This is a genomic window from Achromobacter sp. HZ34 (assembly GCF_002209485.1).
Taxonomy (GTDB): domain Bacteria; phylum Pseudomonadota; class Gammaproteobacteria; order Burkholderiales; family Burkholderiaceae_B; genus Bordetella_C.
In genome coordinates this window covers 1-22,712 of the sequence record NZ_NJIX01000010.1, presented here as the reverse complement: position 1 = coordinate 22,712, position 22,712 = coordinate 1, and the positions used below count along the sequence as shown (strand labels likewise).

At 59.8% G+C, this 22,712-nt stretch carries 41 protein-coding genes; 12 read left to right on the top strand and 29 right to left on the bottom strand.

Annotated features, from left to right (window positions below):
• Positions 1-176: 176 nt before the first annotated feature.
• From CEY05_RS29080 to CEY05_RS28950, 29 genes are all read right to left on the bottom strand, one after another.
• Complete coding sequence (locus CEY05_RS29080) at positions 177-683, bottom strand: hypothetical protein (RefSeq protein ID WP_088600775.1); 507 nt, start codon at positions 681-683, stop codon at positions 177-179.
• On the bottom strand, positions 680-1,483 hold the full coding sequence (locus CEY05_RS29075) for a hypothetical protein (protein ID WP_143220696.1): 804 nt from the start codon (positions 1,481-1,483) through the stop codon (positions 680-682). Before CEY05_RS29075 ends, CEY05_RS29080 begins: the two co-directional genes overlap by 4 nt.
• Before the next feature lie 38 nt (positions 1,484-1,521).
• The gene (locus tag CEY05_RS29070; RefSeq protein ID WP_088600773.1) at positions 1,522-3,819 is read right to left on the bottom strand and encodes a hypothetical protein; all 2,298 of its coding nucleotides are present in this window, start codon (positions 3,817-3,819) and stop codon (positions 1,522-1,524) included.
• The gene (locus CEY05_RS29065) at positions 3,819-4,424 is read right to left on the bottom strand and encodes a hypothetical protein (protein WP_088600772.1); all 606 of its coding nucleotides are present in this window, start codon (positions 4,422-4,424) and stop codon (positions 3,819-3,821) included. The genes CEY05_RS29070 and CEY05_RS29065 overlap by 1 nt, the downstream gene beginning before the upstream one ends.
• Complete coding sequence (locus tag CEY05_RS29060; RefSeq protein WP_088600771.1) at positions 4,421-4,666, bottom strand: hypothetical protein; 246 nt, start codon at positions 4,664-4,666, stop codon at positions 4,421-4,423. Before CEY05_RS29060 ends, CEY05_RS29065 begins: the two co-directional genes overlap by 4 nt.
• Positions 4,667-4,698: 32 nt before the next feature.
• Positions 4,699-5,082, bottom strand: a complete 384-nt coding sequence (locus tag CEY05_RS29055) for a hypothetical protein (protein ID WP_088600770.1) — start codon at positions 5,080-5,082, stop codon at positions 4,699-4,701.
• A 10-nt stretch (positions 5,083-5,092) separates the two neighbouring features.
• The gene (locus CEY05_RS29050) at positions 5,093-5,308 is read right to left on the bottom strand and encodes a hypothetical protein (protein ID WP_088600769.1); all 216 of its coding nucleotides are present in this window, start codon (positions 5,306-5,308) and stop codon (positions 5,093-5,095) included.
• 58 nt (positions 5,309-5,366) lie between these two features.
• Positions 5,367-5,873 carry a hypothetical protein gene (locus CEY05_RS29045; RefSeq protein ID WP_088600768.1) on the bottom strand — a complete coding sequence of 169 codons (507 nt, stop codon included), beginning with the start codon at positions 5,871-5,873 and terminating at the stop codon, positions 5,367-5,369.
• A gap of 39 nt (positions 5,874-5,912) precedes the next feature.
• Positions 5,913-6,878 carry a phage capsid protein gene (locus CEY05_RS29040; RefSeq protein WP_088600767.1) on the bottom strand — a complete coding sequence of 322 codons (966 nt, stop codon included), beginning with the start codon at positions 6,876-6,878 and terminating at the stop codon, positions 5,913-5,915.
• Between the two features lie 30 nt (positions 6,879-6,908).
• Positions 6,909-7,100: a hypothetical protein gene (locus CEY05_RS31165; RefSeq protein ID WP_143220694.1), complete on the bottom strand. Its 192-nt coding sequence runs from the start codon at positions 7,098-7,100 to the stop codon at positions 6,909-6,911.
• Positions 7,097-7,963, bottom strand: coding sequence for a hypothetical protein (locus CEY05_RS29035; RefSeq protein WP_088600766.1), 867 nt, complete (start codon positions 7,961-7,963; stop codon positions 7,097-7,099). Before CEY05_RS29035 ends, CEY05_RS31165 begins: the two co-directional genes overlap by 4 nt.
• A gap of 2 nt (positions 7,964-7,965) precedes the next feature.
• The gene (locus CEY05_RS29030) at positions 7,966-8,259 is read right to left on the bottom strand and encodes a hypothetical protein (protein ID WP_088600765.1); all 294 of its coding nucleotides are present in this window, start codon (positions 8,257-8,259) and stop codon (positions 7,966-7,968) included.
• The gene (locus CEY05_RS29025; RefSeq protein ID WP_158219453.1) at positions 8,259-9,887 is read right to left on the bottom strand and encodes a portal protein; all 1,629 of its coding nucleotides are present in this window, start codon (positions 9,885-9,887) and stop codon (positions 8,259-8,261) included. The genes CEY05_RS29030 and CEY05_RS29025 overlap by 1 nt, the downstream gene beginning before the upstream one ends.
• A 106-nt stretch (positions 9,888-9,993) precedes the next feature.
• Positions 9,994-10,239: a hypothetical protein gene (locus CEY05_RS29020; RefSeq protein WP_088600763.1), complete on the bottom strand. Its 246-nt coding sequence runs from the start codon at positions 10,237-10,239 to the stop codon at positions 9,994-9,996.
• Between the two features lies 1 nt (position 10,240).
• On the bottom strand, positions 10,241-11,584 hold the full coding sequence (locus tag CEY05_RS29015; RefSeq protein WP_143220692.1) for a TerL: 1,344 nt from the start codon (positions 11,582-11,584) through the stop codon (positions 10,241-10,243).
• A gap of 205 nt (positions 11,585-11,789) precedes the next feature.
• Positions 11,790-12,230, bottom strand: coding sequence for a terminase small subunit protein (locus CEY05_RS29010; RefSeq protein ID WP_088600761.1), 441 nt, complete (start codon positions 12,228-12,230; stop codon positions 11,790-11,792).
• The gene (locus CEY05_RS29005; RefSeq protein ID WP_088600760.1) at positions 12,231-12,386 is read right to left on the bottom strand and encodes a DUF3309 family protein; all 156 of its coding nucleotides are present in this window, start codon (positions 12,384-12,386) and stop codon (positions 12,231-12,233) included.
• A 4-nt stretch (positions 12,387-12,390) separates the two neighbouring features.
• Positions 12,391-12,849, bottom strand: coding sequence for a hypothetical protein (locus CEY05_RS29000; RefSeq protein WP_088600759.1), 459 nt, complete (start codon positions 12,847-12,849; stop codon positions 12,391-12,393).
• Positions 12,850-12,930: 81 nt separating this feature from the next.
• A complete protein-coding gene (locus CEY05_RS31340; RefSeq protein ID WP_158219452.1) occupies positions 12,931-13,077 on the bottom strand; it encodes a hypothetical protein in 147 nt (48 codons plus the stop codon).
• A 110-nt stretch (positions 13,078-13,187) separates the two neighbouring features.
• Entirely contained in the window at positions 13,188-13,526 is a 339-nt protein-coding gene (locus CEY05_RS28995; RefSeq protein ID WP_088600758.1) for a DUF1064 domain-containing protein, read from the bottom strand.
• Complete coding sequence (locus CEY05_RS28990) at positions 13,523-13,909, bottom strand: hypothetical protein (protein WP_088600757.1); 387 nt, start codon at positions 13,907-13,909, stop codon at positions 13,523-13,525. Before CEY05_RS28990 ends, CEY05_RS28995 begins: the two co-directional genes overlap by 4 nt.
• Positions 13,906-14,247, bottom strand: coding sequence for a hypothetical protein (locus CEY05_RS28985; RefSeq protein ID WP_088600756.1), 342 nt, complete (start codon positions 14,245-14,247; stop codon positions 13,906-13,908). The genes CEY05_RS28990 and CEY05_RS28985 overlap by 4 nt, the downstream gene beginning before the upstream one ends.
• Complete coding sequence (locus tag CEY05_RS28980) at positions 14,244-14,888, bottom strand: DUF6475 domain-containing protein (RefSeq protein ID WP_088600755.1); 645 nt, start codon at positions 14,886-14,888, stop codon at positions 14,244-14,246. Before CEY05_RS28980 ends, CEY05_RS28985 begins: the two co-directional genes overlap by 4 nt.
• Positions 14,875-15,660, bottom strand: a complete 786-nt coding sequence (locus CEY05_RS28975) for a helix-turn-helix domain-containing protein (protein ID WP_088600754.1) — start codon at positions 15,658-15,660, stop codon at positions 14,875-14,877. The genes CEY05_RS28980 and CEY05_RS28975 overlap by 14 nt, the downstream gene beginning before the upstream one ends.
• Entirely contained in the window at positions 15,657-15,998 is a 342-nt protein-coding gene (locus CEY05_RS32035) for a Ref family recombination enhancement nuclease (protein WP_088600753.1), read from the bottom strand. The genes CEY05_RS28975 and CEY05_RS32035 overlap by 4 nt, the downstream gene beginning before the upstream one ends.
• Positions 15,998-16,408, bottom strand: a complete 411-nt coding sequence (locus CEY05_RS28965; RefSeq protein ID WP_088600752.1) for a recombination protein NinB — start codon at positions 16,406-16,408, stop codon at positions 15,998-16,000. Before CEY05_RS28965 ends, CEY05_RS32035 begins: the two co-directional genes overlap by 1 nt.
• Entirely contained in the window at positions 16,405-16,584 is a 180-nt protein-coding gene (locus CEY05_RS28960) for a hypothetical protein (protein ID WP_088600751.1), read from the bottom strand. The genes CEY05_RS28965 and CEY05_RS28960 overlap by 4 nt, the downstream gene beginning before the upstream one ends.
• Positions 16,563-16,913 (bottom strand): hypothetical protein, encoded by a 351-nt coding sequence (locus CEY05_RS28955; RefSeq protein WP_088600750.1) that lies wholly within the window; start codon positions 16,911-16,913, stop codon positions 16,563-16,565. The genes CEY05_RS28960 and CEY05_RS28955 overlap by 22 nt, the downstream gene beginning before the upstream one ends.
• A gap of 123 nt (positions 16,914-17,036) precedes the next feature.
• Positions 17,037-17,243 (bottom strand): Cro/CI family transcriptional regulator, encoded by a 207-nt coding sequence (locus CEY05_RS28950; RefSeq protein WP_088600749.1) that lies wholly within the window; start codon positions 17,241-17,243, stop codon positions 17,037-17,039.
• Positions 17,244-17,327: 84 nt separating this feature from the next.
• On the opposite strand from CEY05_RS28950, the gene CEY05_RS28945 reads away from it, so the two are divergent.
• The 12 genes from CEY05_RS28945 to CEY05_RS28900 form a co-directional block, all read left to right on the top strand.
• Entirely contained in the window at positions 17,328-18,038 is a 711-nt protein-coding gene (locus tag CEY05_RS28945; protein ID WP_088600938.1) for a S24 family peptidase, read from the top strand.
• Between the two features lie 14 nt (positions 18,039-18,052).
• Positions 18,053-18,424, top strand: coding sequence for a Rap1a/Tai family immunity protein (locus CEY05_RS31160; RefSeq protein WP_143220690.1), 372 nt, complete (start codon positions 18,053-18,055; stop codon positions 18,422-18,424).
• A gap of 174 nt (positions 18,425-18,598) precedes the next feature.
• Positions 18,599-18,724 (top strand): hypothetical protein, encoded by a 126-nt coding sequence (locus tag CEY05_RS31945; RefSeq protein WP_255407793.1) that lies wholly within the window; start codon positions 18,599-18,601, stop codon positions 18,722-18,724.
• Between the two features lie 196 nt (positions 18,725-18,920).
• Positions 18,921-19,199 carry a hypothetical protein gene (locus CEY05_RS28940; RefSeq protein ID WP_088600748.1) on the top strand — a complete coding sequence of 93 codons (279 nt, stop codon included), beginning with the start codon at positions 18,921-18,923 and terminating at the stop codon, positions 19,197-19,199.
• Positions 19,200-19,319: 120 nt separating this feature from the next.
• On the top strand, positions 19,320-19,502 hold the full coding sequence (locus tag CEY05_RS28935; RefSeq protein WP_088600747.1) for a hypothetical protein: 183 nt from the start codon (positions 19,320-19,322) through the stop codon (positions 19,500-19,502).
• Between the two features lie 2 nt (positions 19,503-19,504).
• On the top strand, positions 19,505-19,849 hold the full coding sequence (locus CEY05_RS28930) for a hypothetical protein (protein ID WP_088600746.1): 345 nt from the start codon (positions 19,505-19,507) through the stop codon (positions 19,847-19,849).
• Positions 19,849-20,130 carry a hypothetical protein gene (locus CEY05_RS28925; protein WP_088600745.1) on the top strand — a complete coding sequence of 94 codons (282 nt, stop codon included), beginning with the start codon at positions 19,849-19,851 and terminating at the stop codon, positions 20,128-20,130. The genes CEY05_RS28930 and CEY05_RS28925 overlap by 1 nt, the downstream gene beginning before the upstream one ends.
• Entirely contained in the window at positions 20,127-20,447 is a 321-nt protein-coding gene (locus tag CEY05_RS28920) for a hypothetical protein (protein ID WP_088600744.1), read from the top strand. The genes CEY05_RS28925 and CEY05_RS28920 overlap by 4 nt, the downstream gene beginning before the upstream one ends.
• Before the next feature lie 136 nt (positions 20,448-20,583).
• Positions 20,584-21,069 (top strand): hypothetical protein, encoded by a 486-nt coding sequence (locus CEY05_RS28915; RefSeq protein ID WP_088600743.1) that lies wholly within the window; start codon positions 20,584-20,586, stop codon positions 21,067-21,069.
• Positions 21,053-21,781: a hypothetical protein gene (locus CEY05_RS28910; protein WP_088600742.1), complete on the top strand. Its 729-nt coding sequence runs from the start codon at positions 21,053-21,055 to the stop codon at positions 21,779-21,781. The genes CEY05_RS28915 and CEY05_RS28910 overlap by 17 nt, the downstream gene beginning before the upstream one ends.
• Before the next feature lie 2 nt (positions 21,782-21,783).
• The gene (ssb, locus tag CEY05_RS28905; RefSeq protein ID WP_088600741.1) at positions 21,784-22,290 is read left to right on the top strand and encodes a single-stranded DNA-binding protein; all 507 of its coding nucleotides are present in this window, start codon (positions 21,784-21,786) and stop codon (positions 22,288-22,290) included.
• A gap of 84 nt (positions 22,291-22,374) precedes the next feature.
• The coding region (locus CEY05_RS28900; protein ID WP_198952942.1) for a hypothetical protein at positions 22,375-22,712 on the top strand (338 nt) is incomplete at its 3' end.

Here is a 22,712-nt window from a genome sequence, read left to right as displayed (position 1 = left end):
TTGCCGATCGGCGGCCATCTCATGGGCGTTATAAGCAGTGCCCACCGCCTGCGCCGCGCCGGCAGCCTGCTGCCACAGTTCCGCCTGAGCGGTCGGCAACTGCTGCGTGCGTTGGGCGGCATCGATGCCGCCTGACGGCGTGTTGACAGTCTGTTGGAGAAGCGCGACGCGCACCATTATTTAGTCCCCGTGGGTACGCGTTGACCGGCCGTATATGATTTGGAATAGCTGCTCACGCCAGCGAGCGCAGCAGATGTGTACATCGTGGAGCCAATCTGAGCAGCCTGGGCCCCAGCGGCGTCCGCGCCGGCCTGATAGTTGTAGGCAGATTGCAGGTACTGCGTGCCACGCAGTTCACCGCCGTAGCGGATATTCAGCGCGTCCAGTTCAGCGCTCACCGCAGACTGGCGCGCGACATCGAAATTCGAGCCAGAGCCAAGAGAGCCGGTCCCTGAATCTCCCAGCGCTGCGCGTTGCTTTCCAAGGTACGCGCCAGACTGGCGCCGCTGTGCCTCTTCCTGAGCGGAGGCCTGCGCCTCGACAGCTTGCATGTTTGCCAGTTGCTGGGTAGCGTTGGCCTGATTCGTCGACTGCGCGGCGTCTGCCTGGGCTTCTTGGTCCTGAGAACTCTTGATTGATCCGACGACGGCGACAGCGGCCACGCCCACGGCGATCCAGCTCATGGCAGCACCTCCAGCGCGGCGGCGGGGATGATCAACTCGGCTTCCAGCTTCGCCAGGTCGGTTTCATCGGTGCCGTGGATCGTCGTCCATACGGTTTCCTCGTGGGCATAGCCGACCCGCTTCATCCCGGCGCGCGCGGGAATGACGGCCGGCGCCCGCAGGCGTTCGATGCCATTCTCTGTCAGCACCGAGATTTCGCCCTTGGAGAGAATGTTCAGGTGATCCGTGGCGTGCATCTTCCCAGCGATGAGCGCGCCGGCCGGGATGATTATCTCGCGCGCGTAGATCCCCTTGCTGAAATGGTGCACCGGCTCGATGTCGAGTTGCGGGAGCACCGCCATTTCCGATTCCAGGCGCATGATCTTGGCGAGCGCCGGCATGTCGCCATAGGTGTCGACGACAGCGAGAGGCTGCGCATCGTCGGCCAGGCGAGCGAAAAGGAATGCATCGTGGCCGTTCGCCAGGTACGCGCGGGCCTTGCCTTCAACCTGAAAACCAAGTTGGAACATCAGCCGAATGCCGGGTTCGAAGTCCGCATCGACGTAGGCCTGGAGCCGGCGCGGCACGCTGTCTTCGATCAGCGCCCGAAACGCTCGGACCACCGCGGTCATGGCCGTGCCGATGCCACGCGAAAGAATGGCCCACACCTCCCCGTTGCCCGGCCACAGTACGACGCCGCCATAGCAGGCGATGGGTTTGTTGTCATGCCACAGGGTTTCCGCCACGCCGGCCGCCAGGAACTTGCCGTAGCCGCTTTCCTGCTCCGCACGCGTCCACTCCTGGTGCGGCTGGATATCCATTTCAAGCAGATGCGAGGGGTCGAATTTGGTCGTGTGCATCAGCTATCCTGAGTTACCACCTGGGGCATGATGGCCACCACGGTGACTGGTACGGGCTGATCATTGCGGTACTCGATCACGCCGTTGAAGTCGTAGCCAGATGGGAAGGAAAGCCGCTCCGTGTCGCCAGTCAATAGCGGCGGCGGCGCATCCATGGGGTCGTTCCCAGAGCGCGTAAACAGATCGTCGTAGGGACCATCCTGCGGGCCGAATTCACCTCCCAGGCTGTTGTCGAAGCGGAACACCACCTTCATGATCCGCTTCGTCTTGCCCTGGGCGGTGCCATCGGTGGCTCCCGCTTCCAGCCGCTCGGTAACCAGCCGGCAAGGACACGGCAGGCCGACGTTCACCACCGATCCGGGGGAATGCAACGTGACCGCTCCAGCGGTGACAACCTGCTGTGGCTGCACGGCGCCGTCGCTCAGGATGTCGACGGTTTGCCCCTCCAGGTGATTCAGGCCGGAAATCGTCGTCGCCGGCGCGCCGCTGTACGTCAGGCCGGCATCCACATAGAAGCCCGACGCCTGGGTATCGCCGATGCGGTACGGCCGTTCCATGTATTCGACGTAGCGCCGCGTCTGGCCCCCGATCGTGCGCCGGACGATGGCCCACAGCTCCGATCGGTCCAGCGTAGGCGCGGGCAGAACCAGGATGGATTCGACCACCACGCCTGTGCCGCCGATCTGCTGCGGCATCCAGGCATAGACATCCTGCTTGGGGTTGTACGCGAAGGACAGCAGCGCGCCGTCGCTGCGCAGCGCCCACAGGATGCTGTCGGTTTCCTTCTGGAATGCCGTCTGGACCAGGCCGCCCACCATCAGATGCTCGGCCGGTACCGACTTGTCGTCGGAGTCGAAGTTGTTGGACTGGATGTTGAACTGCATTTCCATCAACTGCCGGCCACCCTTCTGCACGTACAGGATGGTGTTGCCCGCGGCGATGGCATCGATGCCGCGAGATCCATACCCGGACTGCTTGGAAATCTTGATGTTGTCCGGGCCGAACACGTCATTCGTGGTCTGCTCACCGCACGCGAACTCGCCACCGGCGCCGCCGATCAGCAGTTGGTCGGCCGACGACATCCAGGCCAGGGCGTTGTATTCCTGGTCGGCTGCCACGGTCGCAGAGATGGCCATATCCGACGTGACATCACCGAATTCCTTGTCCTGGAAATTCAGGTAGTCCGACACCACCGAGAAATCGATGGCCTGATCTGCAGAGCGCGCCGCCACCAGACGATTACGGAAGAACGTAACCAGATCCGGCCAGCCCTTGGCGTTCGACCAGCGCGACACCGCCCAGCGCCACGTGCCACCCGGGATGTCATCGCTGATGACGTCGGCCGGCACATCCCAATCCGATTGGATCGTGACGTGCGCGGCGCGCGCGTTGATGATGTCGGTGATCTTCAGCACCACGTAGCCCGGGTGCATGAACTGCCATTCGACGCCCGCCTTATAGGCCACGCTGGCCACCGGGTTGCCGTCGCCGTCCCAGGCGTTGCCGGACGTGTGCGTGAGCGTCTGTGTGCCCGTGATGATGGGCAGATCCTCGGTGTTGGTCAGATCCGTCACGCACATGTAGACGCGCTGATCAACGCGGCGCAGCGTGCCGTACGGGTTCTGATCGGTCGCCGCGATCACCTTGCCAGGCTGCCAGGGCGGCACCGCCGAATAGTCCTTGCTCTCCAGGTACAGCAGCGTCCCGACGTGGTCGGCGGTGAAGATGTCGAAGTTCGACTGCACGCTGCCCAGCCCGGTCGCCACCGAGATATACAGGTTCTTATCCAGGTTCTCGTCGTCGAATGGTCCACCCTTGAAGTCGACCGGCGCGATGGTCCAATTCAGCGCGCCCAGCCGGGACAGCTTCTGCGGCGGGTACTTCGCGTGGAAAAGGTAAAGCACATCGGCCGACTGCGCGTAATGCAGCGCCAGCGTGCCGTCCGTATTGGTCAGGTCTGCCACCGCGTAAGGCGAGGCGATTTCATACGGCACGGCGCCATTGATGACCTGGCCGTGGTTGGTATAGAACCGGATGTAGCCTTCGCCGAACTCCAGCGCGTAGGACTGCTCGACATTGAACTGGAACTTGATCAGCCAGGGCCGTGTCGCGGAGTTCTTGACCTCGGACACGAAGCGCATGCCGCCGCGGCGCACCGCCGGGCCCTGCGTTGTAGCCAGGAAATTGACCGCCTTGCGCAAGCCCTTCGGGTACTTCGCGTAATCGGTGCGCCCCTCCATCAGCGGCGAATACTCACCACCGTTGAAGCTGGACAGGATGGGCGAGGCCTTGGTCATCAGAACCTCACCAGAAGCCACTCGCTTTCGACAAGCTGCTCGGGCGGCCGCTCAATGGCGTTCGTGCGCACTGCCGTATTGCGCGCGTCGGCGTACTCGGTCGCCATCTGCTGAAACTTCGTCGCGCTCTGCGTCAGGTCTTCGCAGGCCTCCATTGCCAGCTTGCAGGCCAACATCTCCACGAAATTCGCATCGAACTGGTTCACATCCTGGACGTCGTAGGCGTATCGCACACGCAACGGCGCCGGCAGATCGGTCAGGATGCGGTTTCCCTCGATGGCGTACAGATGATCGGAGTGGTAGGTGTAGCCGCGATACACCGGCCCCCACCAGACGTAGTAATCGCCCAGTTGGTCGAGCTTGACGTTGTCGGTGGGCAGCTGGAACTGGCGGGGGAATCCCCATACCGGCGCGTCTGCAAGCGCGGGGAGCAGCGCCCGCTTCATGGAAAAAGACCACCGATGCGCTCGGATCTCACTGCGGCGCACCGAATCGTAGAGGGACGACATTGTGCGCGCCGGCTTCGTGTTGTCGGCCAGCGACGTGATGCGGTTGTCACCCAGTTTCGTGAGTGCGCGGTTGCATATCTCGATGATGGAGCTCATAGCGGGTACACCATGAGAGTCGGACGCGTGACGGGTGCGGTGATGCGCAACTGAGCGCCGCGGGGCAGCACGAACTGGCCGGACAAAATGCCGATGGAGACGAACGTGATGCCATCCATGGCCACCTCGATCAGCGTCACCAGACCACCGGAAATGATGGCCAGGGATGGCTGCGTCGCCGTGTAGGTGAAGGGACTCGCCGACACCGTCACCGACTGGCCTGCGCCAGCCGGCTGAGACATTGGGCCCGGTCCAGATCGGATGCGCGGCATGGCTACGCGTAATACGTGACGTTGGCGATAGCGCCGGCCGTGGCCGCAATCAAGCGGATAGCCGTCAGATCGCCGTTGTATTCGAGGGATCCACCGGCAGGAACCAGCATTCCTACCGTGGCGGTGGGCGCAGTGCCATCGTCACGCCAGCGCATCGCTTGGGCCTCGGCCTGGATAAGTGCCACGCGGGAGCCGGCGGGCGGCGTCAGGGCTTGTGCAGTCGCCAGCGATGCGCTGCTGATCTGCTGGTAACCCTTAGGCGTCAGCGTGGCATCGACGGTGGGCGTGGCATTGGCGGACGTGGGCGCCGCGCCAGCGCCAGCAGAGCCTGCAACCGCGACAATGGGGATGACCGAGCCATCAGCCTGAACGACTTTATCGGGCATGTCTCGCTCCTTAGGCCGGCGGCCAGTTGCCGCGCTCGATGTACTCCTTGATCTTCTGGAGTTGCTCCAGTACGACCAGGCGAGCCATCGCTACGGTGTTGCCTTGCAGGACGGCGGCCAGGTCGACCGTCAGTTCCACGGGGCCGGTAACCGTCGCGGAACCCACAGCTTCGACGACGTTGTACGGGGGATTGTTGGGGGTGATGCTGTATCGGCGGGTGGCCATGGTTATCTCTCCGGCATAAGCGAAAAAGCCCCGGCCTAAGCCGGGGCGAACATCTACATCAACCCGGACCCGAGTTCACATAGAGGCACTTCGCGGCCACATTGCCGGCGGCAGTTGCCGCTGCCGTCAGCGTGATGGCCACGTCGTACTCGATGCCGGGATCGTTGGTCAGGCCCAGCGCCTCGTACAGACGCAGCGATGCCGTGCCTGCCTTGAGGATGTTGCCGTGCGCGACTTGCAGGCCTTGCGAAGCGGTGGCGATGGTTTGGGCTGCGGTGAAGAAATCCGCATCCACCACCGCGCCGCCGCGCGCCGCCGTCTGGTACAGGCCCACATCAGCCGCCGCGCTGGTGACTGCGTCGCAGATCAGCGACAGCGACTCGATGCGGGTACCAGAGCGCACGCGCACCATGCGATACACCGAACCGATGGAATCGCCGTTGGCGATGGCCACCGAACCGATCGACGAAAGGACATTGCCCTCCGCGATCTTGGCCGAGTTACGGATGACGGGCTTGGCGTCCGCATTCGCAACCGGCGTGGAAGAGACTTGAACAACTGCCATGATGATTTCTCCTGGGGCGATTCGTTGAACGCTGGCCGATTACGCTTCGGCGCAGGGGATTTCGACGATCTTCTTTTCTTCCAGGCGCGTTGCATCCATGGTCATCCACAGGTAGATCTGATAGGGCAAGCCCTTCAGATCCTTACGCTGCGAGATGTCCGCGGTGGTCGCTCCGCCCCAGATCGCCAGGTGAACGCCGGACTTCAGATACAGCGGCAGACGCCGGTATCCGGAACCGTTGACCGGCAGCCGCTCGGAATGCAGGAAGTTGATGCCCATGAAGCTCATGAGCCGACCTTCGCGCACCGTCGCGCCCAGTGCCGAGTAGTCACCGTTGATGACTTGGATCTCGTTCATCAGGTCGGTGTTCTGCTTGGCGCTGATCGGCAGGTAAACCGGATCGTTGTCCAAGTCGGCTTCGGCAGCCAGCAGCAGTTCCATCGCCTTCTTCAGCTTGGCGACGTTCAGGCCGGTGGCAGCAGAGGCCCCCAGGCTGGCGCTGATCTGCTGCGCAGCAGGAAACGCTACGGACGTGGCGCCGTTCTGGCCGGTTTTGTTCGTGCCAAAGATGCCACCGATGATGATGTCATCGATCTTGCGGCCCATGCCGTTGGTGGCGGCAACCGAGTACGAACTGGTGGGGTCTTCGAGCAGGCGCAGCTTGTCGAACGTGTCGACAAACAGCGGCAGATCGAAGTCGTTGGGGAAAACCCAGCGGCGATCATTGGGCAATTCCTTGCCCTGGATCGGCTGGAGGCGGCCGGTCACGGGATCGGCCTCCACACTGCCGATCTGATCGACCGGGGAAGCCTGGTTGCCGACGTAGCCGCTGTCTTCGGTTACGGAACCGCGCAGCCGGGAGCCGCGCTGCTGGAGCAACAGTTGGATGTTGCCCTTGTAAGTCTGTGCATACAGACCAGTGAGATTATCGGACATGGAAATGCCCTCCGGAAAAGTTAAGAAATCGACTTTTTCGAAGGGCTTGTCCGAACCCGGGACCCTCATACGGCGATAAGCTCGCCGCGGGCCGCAGTTTTATTCCACCAAGCTAGCGGGGGTGTTGACCTTTTCCGCTGGTTTACGACGCTTGGTAGATTTTTCTGCTAATGGATAAAATGCTAGAACGAATTTTTCCAGTTCGCTACACTTCGCCGTTATTTCTTGCGCACTCTTGTCGTGTCGGTGACACAACTTCAGCAGTTCCAGTCGCAGCTCCTCAGGTGTCATGCTGATTCCTTGATGCCGGACGCGAACTTGTGCAACTTGTTCATCTTGGCCACCTTGTCAGAATCGCCCTGCGCCCAGGCTTTCATCCAGTTTTGATCCTTACGGAGCTGGTCAATCTCGATCCGCGCAGCCTCAGGCGACATCACGCCATTCGAACGTTCTTCTCCATCGATATACGGCGTTTCACCGTAGCTAGCCCCGATATTGCCAAGCAACGTCATCATGCCCTTGGTACCAAGCTTCGATTCGAGGTTGACCAGATCCTCTTTTCCCATGCCAAGCGTGCGCATGGCACGGCGGCTATGTTCCATGAAGGCGTCGAACTTGATCCCCTGGTGCTCAGCACGAAGCGCAGCCATGTCCTCCTCGCTTTTCGCGGACATGGCTGCAGCGGACGACACCGCGCTAGCCTCAGCATTGGAAGCGAGGAACTGGGTAACACCCTCCATCTGCTTGGCAGTAAATCCGAGATGGTGAGCGACAGGCAGGAAAGCCTTCATCGCCTCGTCTTCCTTCAGCGTGTCCGGGATAGTGTAGGCATCAGGCGTTGCTGGGCGGCCTACCTTGTCGTAGAACGCGTTCCAATCGTCCTGATTTGCATCATCGCCCGGCAGCACAAGGGCATTCGCCTTAGCGCCGACGATCTTCTCCAGGTTCTGGTAGGACTTCACAGCGTCCTGGGGCGATTTCCAGTTCTTGGTTTCGGCGAATCCACGGACGGTCTCGTCTTCGAATCCTCCCCACCACTTCTCCCCAGCGGGGGCCGGCGTGGCAGGATTGGGAGTATCGGTCGCCGCGGCAGCAGCAGCGTTATCGGCAGGTGCGGCCGGCGCGAGCAGGGCTTCGGTTCCGGTGTCGGACATGATCAATCCTCGGTTTGTTGTGGCTCGGTGAGCCGTTGGATGGTCGCATCGTCAAGATGCAGGTTGCGGGTGATGCGCAGGAACATGTCACGCATGCCGGCGGCGTAAGCGGTGGCCAGGGGATCGGCCATGCCGGAGGTGGGCGATATCTTCAGGCCTGGCTGGTCGAACTGGCAGAAGCGACGCAGGTCGGCCAGCACGATTTCCGCATTGCGGTGCGGCTTGTCGTCGTCACCCAGGAAGGTGCGCTGGTATGCGGTGCGCCTGGCGAGCAGGCGTTTAAGGATCGATTTCATCAGCCGGTCACCGCGGGCGATGGCGCCGATGCCAGGGAGTTGGCCTTGGCGACGTTGAGCTGCGCCTGGGTCAGCGCCGGAGCGGCCTGGACAGCAGCCTGCGCAGCCTGCGCGGTGGCGTTCTGGTCATCGATCGACTTCATCTCGTCATCGCTATACAGCAGATCCGCCGGCATGCCGTTGATCTCGGCAAGCTCCACTGGGATCTTGTCGAAGTTGAAGCGCTTGAGCGTTTCGGGCGCGATCTGCGCGAAGGGCAAAATGGCGTTCAGCGTGTTCATGATCGCCACGCCCTCCCCAGACCGCTGTGCGCGCACCAAAGGCGACGTGTATTCGACGTCGATATCCACCTCACCCAGAGGCTCGGGCGGCGGCGGCAGCAGGCCGGCGGTGGACAGGATATCCAACTCGCGGCTGATCATCGGCCCCAGGAACTCGGACTGCTGCCGGCCCATGGTCGGGGCGAGCAACGCGCCCTTCTCCTGCGCGCGCAGCATGGCTTCGGTCGCCGTCATCTGCGGGTTCTGCACCAGCACCTGGAACAGCGTGATGTAGAAGATGTCGTTGATGGACTGGCGCTTCTGGTCGGATATCTCCAGGCCCAGCGGCAGATTCGCGCCGGTCTGCAGCGGGATGGCCAGCGGCCGGCCGTTTGTGTCGACGCCGCCGAAGTTCAGCGCATTGGGGCGGGTGCTGAACGCCTGCAGCGCGCCATCCTCGGACAGCAGCAGCGGCGGATCGACGGCGCGATGAGCTGCCCGGATGATGGTCTTTTCCATCTCGTTCAGCATGCGGATATCAGCCAGCGCCGTCATGGCGGGCGAGCGGCCGTAGATTTCCTTAGGCGACGTCACCGCGCGCGATACAGCGTAGGGCATCGTGCGATACCCACCGGCCAGAACCATCTTGCGGCCTTCGCACACGATGTAATACGAGACATAGGCCTTGCCGCGTGCGTCCGGGTCCCTGTTGTCGTTGGGCTTGACGCAGTGGATGAATTCGAATTTCTTCTCGGGCTCTTTCTCCTGCAGGTCCTTGATCTTGTCCGGCAACGCATCAGCGCCAAAGCGCTGGATCGCCTGGCGCACGGTCATTTCGAACTTGCGGTGCACCTTGTCGATGATGCCCACGTGGTTCTCAGCGATGCATATCTCGCTCAGGTGGATGGACTTGTAGCGCAGGTGGCGGCCGATCACCTCGTCGATGAACAGCGCCTGCGTGCCAAATGCCATCAGAGACATGTACGACTCGCTGGCCTGGCTGGCGAAGTTGGCCATGGGCGCATAGCGGGCGCGGAACATCAGGTCGGTGCACTGGTCCAGCCAGCGCTTCCACCGCATGTCCTCATTCAGGGTGTCGTCGGTCAGGCGCAGTCCGTGCCACTTCTGCGTGCGCGGCGTGATTTCCGATTCCATCGCCGCGGCGGCGCGCTCCAGGGCACTTGCCGCCGTCGAGTCGAACATATGCTCGGTGCGCTTCTCGCCCTCGGCCACCGCGATGCGGTTGAACCAGTCGGAGCGCGGCAACGTCACCTGGGCAATCTGGCGCCACATCGTGTTCCAGTTCGTCTTGACCGACTCCATTGCCGCTTGATCGCGGAGGATTTCTTCGACTCGGGAATCGTTCATCGCCGATCCTTGGATTTGGACGGCCAGACCTTGCATAGCCATATCACCAGGATGGTGAAGCCGATGCCGAAGGCCAGCCGGAACAGTTCGCTGATGACGTCGTCCATCACGACCCCAGCAGCGTCTTGGTGCCCACCGGCGTATTGTTGATGCCGCTGGAGCCGGTCAGCAGGTTCGCCGCACGGCCCTGGCGCTGGCGCAGCAAGTCTTCCTGCTCCTGCACGTTCTTGCTGGTGCTGGCCGTGGTGGTGTCGGGCGGCGGCTGGACGATGGCCGTCTGCGCCGAGGATGCCTGCTGTTGCTTGCTGAAGATGCCAGCGGGGTCGGCGATCTTGGAGATTTTGTCGGTCATGTCAGCTCCCGAAGATGTTGTAGTCGGATATGGCCACGGCATTGCGCGGCCGGTTGGTTGTGCGCTGCGTGATGATCTTGTGTTCGCCGCCGTCGACGAACATGTACTGCTCGGCGTCAGAGACGTGGGAGTACTTGTTCTTGTCGGGCACGTCGTGGTACCTCTCGGCGCCGGACACCTGGATGCGGCGGTAGGCATAGCCCCCGCCCTTCGCCTTGCGCAGGGTCTTGCACTGAGGGTGGAGCAGATAGCCGGGCTGGCCATCAATCAGGCGACGCAAACTGGACGAGACCGCCTCGATGCGCAGCGTGGGGTCGTTGGTCGGTGCCCCGTGGGCGTCGATTTCAGCAGCCTTGAGGATCTGCAATGGCGTGCGCTCGTCGGTCTGGGCCCGGCCATCACCAGCAGGATCAGCGGCAATCGACGCCAGGGGCAGGCCACGATAGCGCTCGGCCACCACCTGCTTGAACAGCTCGGCGAAGCGGACCGCACCCATATCCTCGGTAACCAACTCGCTGTGCACGCGCCATTGCCCCATCGGGGAGCGCTGGCCGAATGTGGCGGCAGGCGTCAGGCCGAAGTCGATGCCCACCAGGATCGGCCAGCCGCGGACGATTTCGAACTCGCGGCAGTGCAGCGCGTCGATGTAATCAGGGTAAACCGGCTTGCCCTCGCGCACGAAGCCGTATTCGTTGTCGACGTAGACCTTGACCCAGTCCGCATCCTTGCCGGCCACCATGCGCTCATAGTAGCCAGCCGGCAGGTTTTTGCGGTTCTCAGCATTCTCTGCACGGCCGCCGGGCTGGGCGAAGAACTCGAATTCAACTGGGCATTCTTCCTCGGCCAGGCGATACCACCAGTGGTCCGAGTCGGGCGAGTTCGTATCCATCAGCACGCCGTGCCAGGTCGCACCGCCATCCATCATCGATGGGTAGCGGCCCACGCGGCCGGTGAGCGCGTCCAGCACCGCCTTGGGTATTTCACGCGCCTCGTTGATCCAGCCGCCCGTCACTTCCAGAGACAGCAGCTTGCGGATATCGTCGGGCCGGTCGAGCGCAATGAACATGACCTCCATCTGGAGGTCGCCTTCGTCAATGTAATGGGTGGGTGGGCCTTCGGACTGCCAACGCCCGATGTGCTGGGGTATCCACTGGTGCCAGGACTTGATGGTGGTGGTCTTCAACTCCGCGTAGGTGTTTCGGATGACCACCCAGCGTGTCTTACGCTTGCCGTTAGGTGCCGGCTTCTGCATGCGCGCACGGCGCAGAATTTCGAAGATGCAGCAGGTGGACTTGCCGGAACCCAGCGGTCCGCGGATGCCGCGCACGAAGGCGTCCGACTTCATGAACGAAGCGGACACCGGTCCGGGGGGGTGGTACTGGACTTTCATCGAACGATCGCGAACGACTTCACGTCGCGCCCACGCAGCCTACGCCCAGCCAGAACAATGAACTTTGGCGTGCGTTCGATAAAACGGTCGACCAGAACCGTTCCGTCCTTCAAAGTGATGCGGACCGTGCGACCACCGGGGCAGGAAGTGTGCGGAGTGGTCATTGCTCCACCTTAGGGTCAGTCGATATGCCAATCAGTAGCGCGCCACCTTCGCCCGTCCCGCTCAGCTCCACCTTATCCCCGTACTTCTTGGGGGCCATTTTCGAAGCCAGCCACTTGCGCGCATCCACACGCAAACGGGATCGGGCGACGACTTCCTGATTCGTGCGCTCGTTACCGTCCTCATCCGTATAGGTGTCATTCCGGCCGTCATCCGCGATTTCCAGGATCTCTTCGGCCAAACGATCAGCCTGAGCCTCCCTTGCGCGCGCGTACTGGTCGCGGAGGTTCTCGTCCTGCGCCAGCCACCGCATCACAGTCGATTTGTCCGGCATATCCTCGTCCTGACAGATACGCCGCAGGCTTTCACCATCTGCCAGCCGTGCACAGATGGTGTCGCCTATCTCCTGAGTGAAGGTGGATTCGCGGCCTGCAGGCATTTACAGGTGCCCCAGTAGGACAAGGACCAGGATGACGACGAGGATGATGCCGATACCCCCTGAGGGGTAGTAGCCCCAACTGGCGGAATGCGGCCAGGCAGGCAGGGCACCAACCAGCAGGAGGACGAGGACGATCAGCAAGATGGTGCCTAGCATGGCCTCAGTCCCCCAGACCCAGCAGCGACTCGATTTCAGCCAGGGCTGCGTGCACATCACGCGCCACGGTTTCTTCCAGTCGTTCCAGCGCGTTGCGCGCGCGGGCGATCTGGGCGCCAACCTGCTGACCGATGCTCAGGTCTTCGTCGTTGACGGTTTCGCGGGTGGCCGTGCTGTTGGCGTCGGCGACGGCCTGGGCCTTGTCGGCGGTGGGCTCGTCTTCTTCCGGCGTGTCGGAATCGTGGGTGGCCACGTCTGCATCCGGGTCCAGTTCGGGATGCGAGCCGACCGGTGCAACTTCGGCAGGGTCTGCCGGCGCGGTCAGGTCGGGATCGGTGTAGGCGGGCGCCGTCGATGCGGCCGGGGTATCCAGCGAGGTGGCGGCGGGATCGGTGGTGAATACGTCCTGGCCCTGGGCTTCGGGCCGGGTGACAACTTCCTGCTGTTCGGTAGATTCGGTCATGACGGGATCTCCAGTTAGTTAGAGCATCCCTTTAAATATCATGACCTTATTCGAGTTTCTAGGCCTCGCCGTTTTTATTTCTTAACCATCCCGATAACGCGACGTATCGAACACAGTCTCCCGCACTTTCGAGGACATGTTGATCGGCTTGGGGTGGTTTTTCGAGCGCTCAGCGATCTGGCGCATCCTCAGGCTGAACTTCAGCGGCTGGCGTTCCATAGCGTTCATTCGCCATCCCCCAGCGCACCACCGCGCACGATTCCATATCCCAGCAGCGCGCCAATGACTACCAGCATCAGAAGCGAAATTTCGAGTGGTTCCATGTTATTTCCCCTTGGTTAGAACTCTTCGACCGCCCAGCCCCCGCCGTCCTTCTTGGCGCGGGCCTTCACGGCGATGAACTTGAATGGGTACATGTCCGCGGCGATCTTGATCTTGGCCCGCGCGTCGTCCTGCCAGAAGCCTTTGACTTCGTGCGCCTCCATCTGTCCGTCCGGCTTCATGACGATGAAGTCTGGTGTGTAAAACGTGTTGTCTGCCAGGCGGAACTTGAGCCCCTCGAACTTGTGCCAAAGGATCCCGCCAACAGCCTGGAGCTGGGCGAGGTAGTCGGCGTAGGCCTGCTCGGTCTTGTTTTTCTGGCCGGTCTTGAGACGGCCCAGGGCGTAGTTTTTCATCGAGCCCCCTTTTTCATATAGTCCTGATACCAGCCCATGAACTCCTGGGCCACATGCTGCACGGTATAGGCTTCCCACTCGGAACCAGGCTCTTTCTCGCCCATCCAGCGACGGCATTCCTGCATGACATGAACGGCTTCATGCGCGAGCAATGCGGCGATTTCGATTCCATCCTGGGCCGCCGCAGCGACAGGGTCGAGCGTCAGCAACATGCGAATGCTGTCATCGCTACCTTCAAAGGTATGCACCGCCGCCGACTTGTCGCAGGTAAACGATGGCGGATCATCACATTTCAACTGGCGCATCTCACGGTAGAACTCCACTGCCGAAAAGCATGCGCCAAATTGAAGCGGTATCGGGTGCAGCCACTTGTAGACGATCATGCCTGCCCCCTCTCCACGTTCCACATTGCCGTCCGGAAGGGCGTCAGCTCCAGCGATGCGATAGCGCCGACGACAGTGCCGATGAAATCGCCACGGCACTGGTCTCCTTTCGGCATGGGGGCGTCGTAAAACTCACCGATAGCCCAGACTGCGGCGTAGTGGCCAGCATGGTTCTTTTCCCACCCAGATATGTGGATCTGCTTGGCCTTGTGAAGCCGGGTCAACGCCTTGACGACGGCGTGATACGGATCGTCGATCAGATTCATCATGTGGCTTTGCATCAACTCATCCCGCTCGGTCAGCAGGATCAGGATGCGCCTATCTGTTGCCTTGCTCATTTTTCCCCCGGCGCAACAAGGCGCGGCAGTTCTTCGGTGGCTTCCATCCGGTGAAAGCCGATAGCGGGCTTGTCAATCCCCGATAACAAAACGCGTTTGGCAGATGCGGCATCACCAATCAGCACCGGCGCCGTAACCTTGAACCCTTGCTTCTGGTTGTTGGCATCCGTGATCCCGATCAACACTTTGGAATGTTCCGGAATCTCGTTGCGCATGGCGTAGCCGCGGTAGCGGTTCTCGAACTCCTTGGCGATGAAGGGCCAGTCTCGCTCTGTCTTGTCGCCCAACTGAATCCAACCGCCCATTTCCTCCAGCACCCTGTGGATAACTGGGTCATCAAAGGCGACGGTTTGGTACGGTCCGACCTGGCGCATGGCCTTGTCCACCTTCGACCACGCCACCAGCGCGCTGTCCTGGCTCGACCCACGCAGCATCTTCACGACGTCGGCAGGCTTGGGCATGAACTGACCAGAGTCGGGGTTCACGCAGTGGCGGTTCAGGGCTTCGGCGACAGCAGCCAGATCGAACGGTTGCATGGCCTGCCACCAGACGTTCATCGCAAACTGGCTTGCATCCTGGCGATAGAACGCGAACACGTCGCTGATCAGGGCGCTGAAGCGCGGTTGGTCAGTAGGTTTCATTCTGCTGGCTCCTCAGCCACTGCTCCGCAACCTTTCGGTTGCTGGCCTCCAGTGCTTCCTGGCGGTTGAAGTGTTGCCCATTGACTCGGCCGGCAGCTTGATCCGTCTTGGGGGCATACAAATCCGTCCATTTCCCAGACAAGACGCTCTGATTGATCACCGCGACGGGGTCATGACCCTGTTCTCGGAATTTCGCAAGCTTCGATATCGAAAGTTCGGCAGCTCGATCAGTCAACGGAGCCTTGACGGCTTTCCGGTGTGCAACCCAATCCTGCCAAACCTGTTCGGGCAGCCAATCAGGCAACGTGACTGCCGGCCCCCTATTGACGGTTCCCTGACGGTTCTTTGATGGTTCAATGACGGTTCCGTGTCCCGTTTTCGGGCCTCTTTCACGGGAAATTTGGGACTCTTTATGGGGAAAAACGGGACTCTTTATGTCCGTTTTCGGTACTGTTCCGTTTTCGGTACTGTTCCGTTTTTGGTCCTCTTTAACTGTCCCGATTTCGGGCTCCTTCAACCGGTAAACGATGACCTGTTTTGTTGAGCCCTTACGCTCCCCGGTGTCTTCCAAAAAACCCATTTCCTTGAGCCTGGCGACGTTTGCCAGTACGGTCTTGCGATCCTGGTCAGTTGCCTCGGTCAGGTATGCCATGGACGGCCATGCGATGAAATCCTGGCCATCCGCGCAGTTGGCAATCGCCACCAATACGAACTTGGCGGAAGACGGCTTGATGGGCTGCTTAAGTGCCCAGGAAATGGCCTCGACGCTCACTTGCCCTCCGGGATGTATTGCGCGAGGGCTTTGCGAGTAGCATCAACCAAAGCCACTTCGCTTATGCCGTACATGTCTTCGAATTCCTGGCGACCCATGTCATGGACGCCGTAACCGCTATGTTGGTGATGGGGAGGGCATAGGCCGGCCGTGCGGTAGTGGCTCGCCCTGCCCCACCCCTGGCCCGTCCGCTGGTGATGCACGATGGCCGGCGTAGCCCCATAGCCAAGGAACAGACACAGCTGGCAGCCCAGTGCGGCGACATGGCCGAGATAGCGCCTCTCAGCCGCAGTGGACTGATTGCCTTTACGGCGTAGAGGGGTTGAGCGGGCCAGCATTACTGCACCCACTCCGGAACCTGCTGATAGGCGGACCACTTCACGCCCTGCTCAGCGCCGAAGGCATATAGGAACTCGACCATTTCCGACATTTCGCGGATGGTCATCTTGCTGGTCGACGTCCCGAGCATGACGAAACCACCGCGGACGCCAGGAGCCATCCGGTTCTCTTGCGCCAGGCTGGCCGACAGGATGGTCTTCCACTCTTCAGGGGAAAGCTTCTCCGCATGGCCGTCGACGGTCCAGATGACTTGCTTGGACACGTCGGCCAGCAACGCCCACATCAATGCATTTTGTTCAAGGCTGCGGTTGGCTTCCTGGATGGACACGTACACGCCATCAGGAGCCGCATTGATCGCCTGCAGGACCGTCCTACGCGATGCAGGAGTCAGTTTGGTGCGCTGTTTCATGCCTGCTCCTGTGCCAATTTGCGATACCCGACAGCCAGTAGGGCTTTCGAGAATTCCGGGTCTTTGTCCAACCGGGCATTCACAGCCCGGGTCATTGCTTGATCGTCTCCGCCCACTTCTGCCCTGATTTCTTCCAGGGTCTGTTTGGCGTAACTCAGGTATTGCTCATAGCCCATGCCATTTCTTCCATCAGGTGCAGCAGGCCCTGTCGGGTCAGGAATTGGGAGATAGCGTGGTTGCCCAACGCCTTCTCCACTGCGGGAATCAGAGCGGCCGGAAGATCTGCGCGCTTGTTCCCGTGCTTATCGATCGGTTCGGAATGCAGCCACTGGCTAACGTGCGGTGCGTACGCCCCAATCTCTTCGGCAAAAGTCGCCTGCGTCATGTGCTGGCGAACGCGGTTTTGATAGGCCAACCGGACCGCATCGCGGAACGTCATGCACTGGTCAATCGCGCTCTTACTCAGGAATCGGGGCTTGCTCGTAGGTTGTTGCTCGGGCTGCATTTTTTTGTTCTCTTTTAGGGAAAATCAATGAATGGTCTAGGGAATTACGGGTTGAATTACGGGTTGGCTGAGGAGCTAAATGAAGGCCGTTCAAAGACGGCCTTCAAGGAAGCGATGAAACGGTCAGACAGCCTCAGCAGCAACCACACGAGCGGCGCGCTTGCGGCGCACCTTGATCTTGCCGAGGCGCATAGCCGCTCCATTTACGAGGTCGGTACGGGTTTGATCCAGAACGTCTGGCCATTGAGAAATGGCACTACGAGTGATGCCCAAAGCACGGGCCAGGGCAGCCCCATTCCCGAACTTGGCGATGGCTTCTTGTTTAGTCATGGCTTCTTCACTCAACTCTGATTAGTTTGCTAAGCCGATTCTATGTTAAGTATGCTCAAAGCGCAAGCGGTTACTCTGCTAACCATGTCTACGTTGCAAGAACGACTCAAGGAAGCTAGTAGGGATGCGGGCATCTCTCAGGCTGAACTCGCCCGCCGAGTCCGGGTAACGCGAAGCGCCATCGCGCATTGGTTTTCTGGCGCCACTAGGGAGCTGACTGGGGAAAACCTGATTGCGGCATCCGCAGCCCTGGGCGTGACACCTACCTGGCTGGCAAAAGGAACAGGGCCGAAGACTGGCGCGGCGGCCGGTCTAACAGGCGGCGGTGTAGCTGTCTGGGATAGCCCTGAAGACCTGCCCGACGACGATTCGCGGGTATGGATAGACCGGTGGGACTATTTTTGCTCTGCTGGAGATGGCGGCATTCAGTGGGAAATACGCCAGAAGGACGCGCTTCCATTCAATAGTGAGTTCTTTCGCGCCATCGGATCCAAGCCCGCTAACTGTCGCTTGGTCATGGTACGGGGGGATTCGATGGAACCGTTCCTGTTCAATCGGGACATGGCCATGGTCGACATGAGTAAGACGGCGATCCGCGATGGCGTCGTCTACGCCATCATGTATGGCGACGAACCGCTGGTGAAGCAGGTCTTCAAAAAACCGGATGGCTCCCTGGTGCTGCATTCCTACAATGCCAAGTATCCAGACAAGGACATCCCTCTTTTGCAAATGGAATATGTGCAGATCATCGGCGAGGTCATCTACAGATCCGGCTCTGGATTTGCAGCTAACTAAGTCAGGAGATGAAGGTGCGACGTCTATTTTTGTGTTCGGTCTTAATGGTCTCAGCGCAGATCGCGAATGGTGCCGAAGGCTATCAGCCCACAGGTAACTACTGGTACGACAAGTGCAGCAACCCCGCGAATCTCAACTACTGCATTGGGTACATACATGGACTGGTAGACGGATACCCTGATGGTGTGCTGTCCCTCGGAATTGCTGCGAAAACTCCTGATATTCCTATGTCGGTCATGACTCCTTATTGCTTCCCAAATGGGGTGACTTATAGGCAGATCGCAGACGTATTTGTTGACTACATGCGTAAGCGCCCCCAAGAAAGACATATGATGGCCGCGCATCTGTTCAACCTGTCCGTGGCGCAATCGTTCCCTTGCAAGTGAGCTAATTTCTAATCTGCTCAACAGCCCGCCGCTCGCGGGCTTTTTTGCGTCTGTTGAGCCCGCACAACTTTCCGCTAAACTTTTTCGCTAAGTTTGCTTGACACTACACCCGTCTGCTATGTATAGTTCACTCAACGCCCAACCACACCGGCTGAGGCAACTGGAGAACTCGACATGTACCAGGCGACCACCAAATTCCTCGGCTCTGTGATCTGGACCGGCTCCAAATCGGAATGCCTGGAGATGGTCCAGCGCCTGGGCATGACGCGCTCGGAAGTCTCGATCAAGAAGATTGGTTGATCGGCATCTAGGGGATTCAGGAGAGGGTGAATGCGCGGGCTGACGCGCGGTGGGACGTGGCTGACTCACAAGGATGGCTCAAGCGAATAAGCAAGCTCGACGCCGCCTAAAAAGCGCCTTATGCCGGATTTCAGCACCGGCCACCCTCTCCTGAGTCCCTACCTAACGAACACGCAGCAGAGAAACGGAGAAGAAGATGACACAACGCAGTTACCCGTACACGGCCTGGGTACTCAAGCCGTCTTTTAAGCCATCCGAAACGACCTTCGTGGAAGGGTACAGCTCCCATATCTGGCACGGGGATATCTCTGACGCCGGAAAGTATTACCCGCAAGACAAGATCTATCCGACCAAAGCAGAGGCGATCACGCACGCGGAAATCATGATTCAGCAACAGGAAGAGGCGCTGATCAAAAAATCCGTCGCTTTGGAGAAACGGCGAGCCGCCATCACCAAAGCCAAATCCGAGACCTGACATGCCCCTCACCGACCAGCTAGCCGCTTACGCAATCGGCGTTGTTCTTAGCTGGTTCGTGAGCACCCCAATTGAATGCATATACGCCTACCTGACCTGCAATAGGGAGCGGAGGAAATCATGATTACAGCGCATTACTCCGATGAGATCGGACTTGGCAGCAACCACAAAGCGACGTGGTTCTACTCCAGATCAAAGAGCCAAACGATCTTGGTGTGCATGCACGGGATGTTGGGATGGATGCCGGGGCTTCTGTGCGATGCGGTGATGGACGACTTCGGCAACCTTGTGAAGGTGGCGTGATCATGTACATCAGCAAAACTCTAGGCCGCTTCAACCTAATCTCCAACGAAAAGAGATGGCAAGTCGGAATGCTCATGCCGGACGGAAAGTTTCTGTCCGAGCTGTGGCCCGAGGATGAAGAACCAGACATTGACGGTGTTCCGCCGAGCGTGATTCTCGAAATGATCGAAAAGCGGCTGAATTCCTACCTGTTCAAGTCCGATCGTGACAAAGACCTAGCGCGCATAGCCGCGTACCGCGAGCAGGCCGAGCAACTGGATGACGCATGGGCCCGCGCAAAGATCGCCCAGTACGAGCGGCTGGCGAACAATCTGCGTTGCTACCTCGTTTCCGAGGACGCCGCGTAATGGACCCGATCACCGTCACCTTCGCCCCGTTCGGCAACGAATACGAGCGGTTCACCTTGGACGCAGAGATTGACCTGTACTGCGCCGAGCGAACCGTCACGCCGGACCCTGAAAGCAAGGTCAAGCTGTACGTAGAGCGTGCGGTGATGCGGGTGAATGGGTCGGAAGTCCCGCACGAACTGACCCAGGCCCAGCTCGAAGAAATCCTAGCAGACGAGTTGGAAGAGCGCGCCGAGTTGGCGGAAGAGAACCGGAAGATTAACGAGAGGTGGGCGGCATGACGACGAAATATACAACGATGGACGTTTTGGTGGAACTCACTGCCGCCCTGGATAACGCCTTCATTTCGTCTTGGCAATCCACAGCAGGCTGGCAACGCGAATTAGATCGCGCTAAGGAATATATAGCGGCAGAACGAGTACGCAACGCGGCGCCGGATCTGCTGGAAGCCCTAATCAAGGCTCAAGGTGCTCTTGAGATTGCTCACAGGAAGTATGGCGACGTTGGCGGATCTGAAACCGATTGGGGCGTATGGGAGCAAGCGGATTCTTTTGCCCGCGCCGCCATCGCCAAGGCCACTGGAGAAAGCAATGGATAGCTGGCGACGACATTGGTGGAAGCCCGTCCTGATCCTAATCCTCTTCGGCCTCGCCGGACGCTGGGACGCACAAGACAGTGAGCGAGAACAGGCCCTACACAACTGGGCGAGAGTGGCTAACAAGTAAGGAACAGCAATGAGCAAGACGCACTGGAAGTTACTGATCAACCCCGACTACATCGGAGCGTATGCGCTCCCCGAGGGTGAAGACCTGACCGTGACGATTGACTTTGTCCAACAGGAAGAAGTCAAGGGAACTGGCGGCAAGAAAGAAGACTGCACAGTTGCGCACTTGGTCAATCAGAAGCCGATGATCCTGAACGTCACCAACTCGAAGAGTATCGCCAAGCTGTACGGCCCCTATATCGAAGACTGGGCTGGTAAGCCGATCACTCTGTACGCCAGCACCACCAAACTTGCCGGTGAGACGGTGGAATGTCTTCGGGTTCGCCCCAAGGTGATGGTCAAGCAAAAGCCGAAGATCACTCCCGAGCGCCTGGCGAAAGCCATCGCGTCGATCCAAGCGGGCGAGTTCACCACCGACAAGCTGCGCGCCAACTTTGCTCTGACCGAGGAACAGGATTCCCAACTGACGGAGGCATTGCATGCTGCCGAAGTTTAAGTTCCGCGCCTCCAGCATTGGCAAGATCATGTCCGACGCCCAAAGCATTGATCCGGCTCTGATGGACGAAAAGACGGCTGCTATCTCTCGTAAGACGAAGAAGACCGACGAGGATAAGGCGTTGCTCGCACCCCTGAAAGAGAAGTCCTTATCTGTCGGAGCCAAGACGTATTGCGAGCAGATCGCCAAGGAATTCGTCTACGGCTTCGAGGAAGAGGTAACGAGCAAGTACATGGAGAAGGGATTGATTGTCGAAGATCAGTCCATTGCTCTGTACAACGAAGTGTTCTTTACGTCCCACGTCAAGAACGTTGACCGTCGTGAAAATGAATGGGTGACGGGTGAATGCGACATTTTCACAGGTCGCAAGATCATTGACATCAAGTCGGCCTGGTCGCTGGCCACCTTCCCCGCTACTGCGGCGACTGCCTACGACGCTGATTATGAATGGCAGGTCCGGACTTACATGTGGCTCTGGGAAGCAGATGTTGCGGAGGTCGCTCACTGCCTAGTCAATACGCCTGACGAGCTGATCGGCTACGAGCAGGCAGAACTTCACTTTGTCGACCACATCGAGCCAACGCTAAGGGTGACGCGAGTTCAGTTCACCCGGGATATGGCGCTAGAAGCCAAGATGCGCCGCAAAGTCGAATCGGCCACTGCATACGTCAACAAGATGGTCGAACAGATCATCGCAGACCATCAAGGATAACCATGGCATCCGTCAACAAAGTCATCATCGTGGGCAACCTGGGCCGCGATCCCGAGGTCCGCTACAACCCGGACGGCGGCGCTATCTGCAATGTGTCGATTGCGACTACCAGCCAATGGAAGGACAAGAACAGCGGCGAGAAGCGCGAGGAAACAGAATGGCACCGGATCGTCTTCTACAACCGCCTGGCTGAAATCGCTGGCGAATATCTAAAGAAGGGCCGTTCCGTCTACGTCGAGGGTCGACTAAAGACACGCAAGTGGCAAGACAAGGACACCGGCGCCGACCGATTTAGCACCGAAATCGTCGCAGATCAGATGCAGATGTTGGGCGGCAAGGGTGACGAAGTCGACCGCGGCTCGGCCCCTAAGCGCGGCAACTATGCCGACCGTAAATCAACTCCCGCTGCCGCAGACCCGCGACCCAGCAGCGGCGGCGGAAGCTTGGCCGACATGGACGACGATATCCCGTTCGGTCCGATGGGCGGCAGGAAAGCCCACTACCTGTAGGAGCCATCCATGTCGAAGAACAGCCGAAAGAAGCATGAGAAACCGGGGCGCGATGTGCCGTTCCCAGGCCAAGAGGACGAGTAAATGACCAATCCCCCCACCCCTACGGCAGCCCTCTGGGACGCTCATCCTCAGGTCGTGCCCGATGAGGAAATCGGTCCAGAGCCATCGTTGCGCGAGATTATGCTCGCCTACTACACGGATCGTGGGCTTACCAGAACGAGAGCAAAAAAGGTCATCGACCAATACATCCGGCTGACTGCCGCCCACCCCAATCCCACCGGATGGCGCGACATTGCAACAGCGCCGAAGGATGGCAGCGTTGTCCATGTAGCGTGGTCGCCCGACGATTGGACGATTGGCAGCGCCTTTTACACCGATGGGAAATGGGTTGCGAGCGCCATTTTCTATTGTCTCAACTC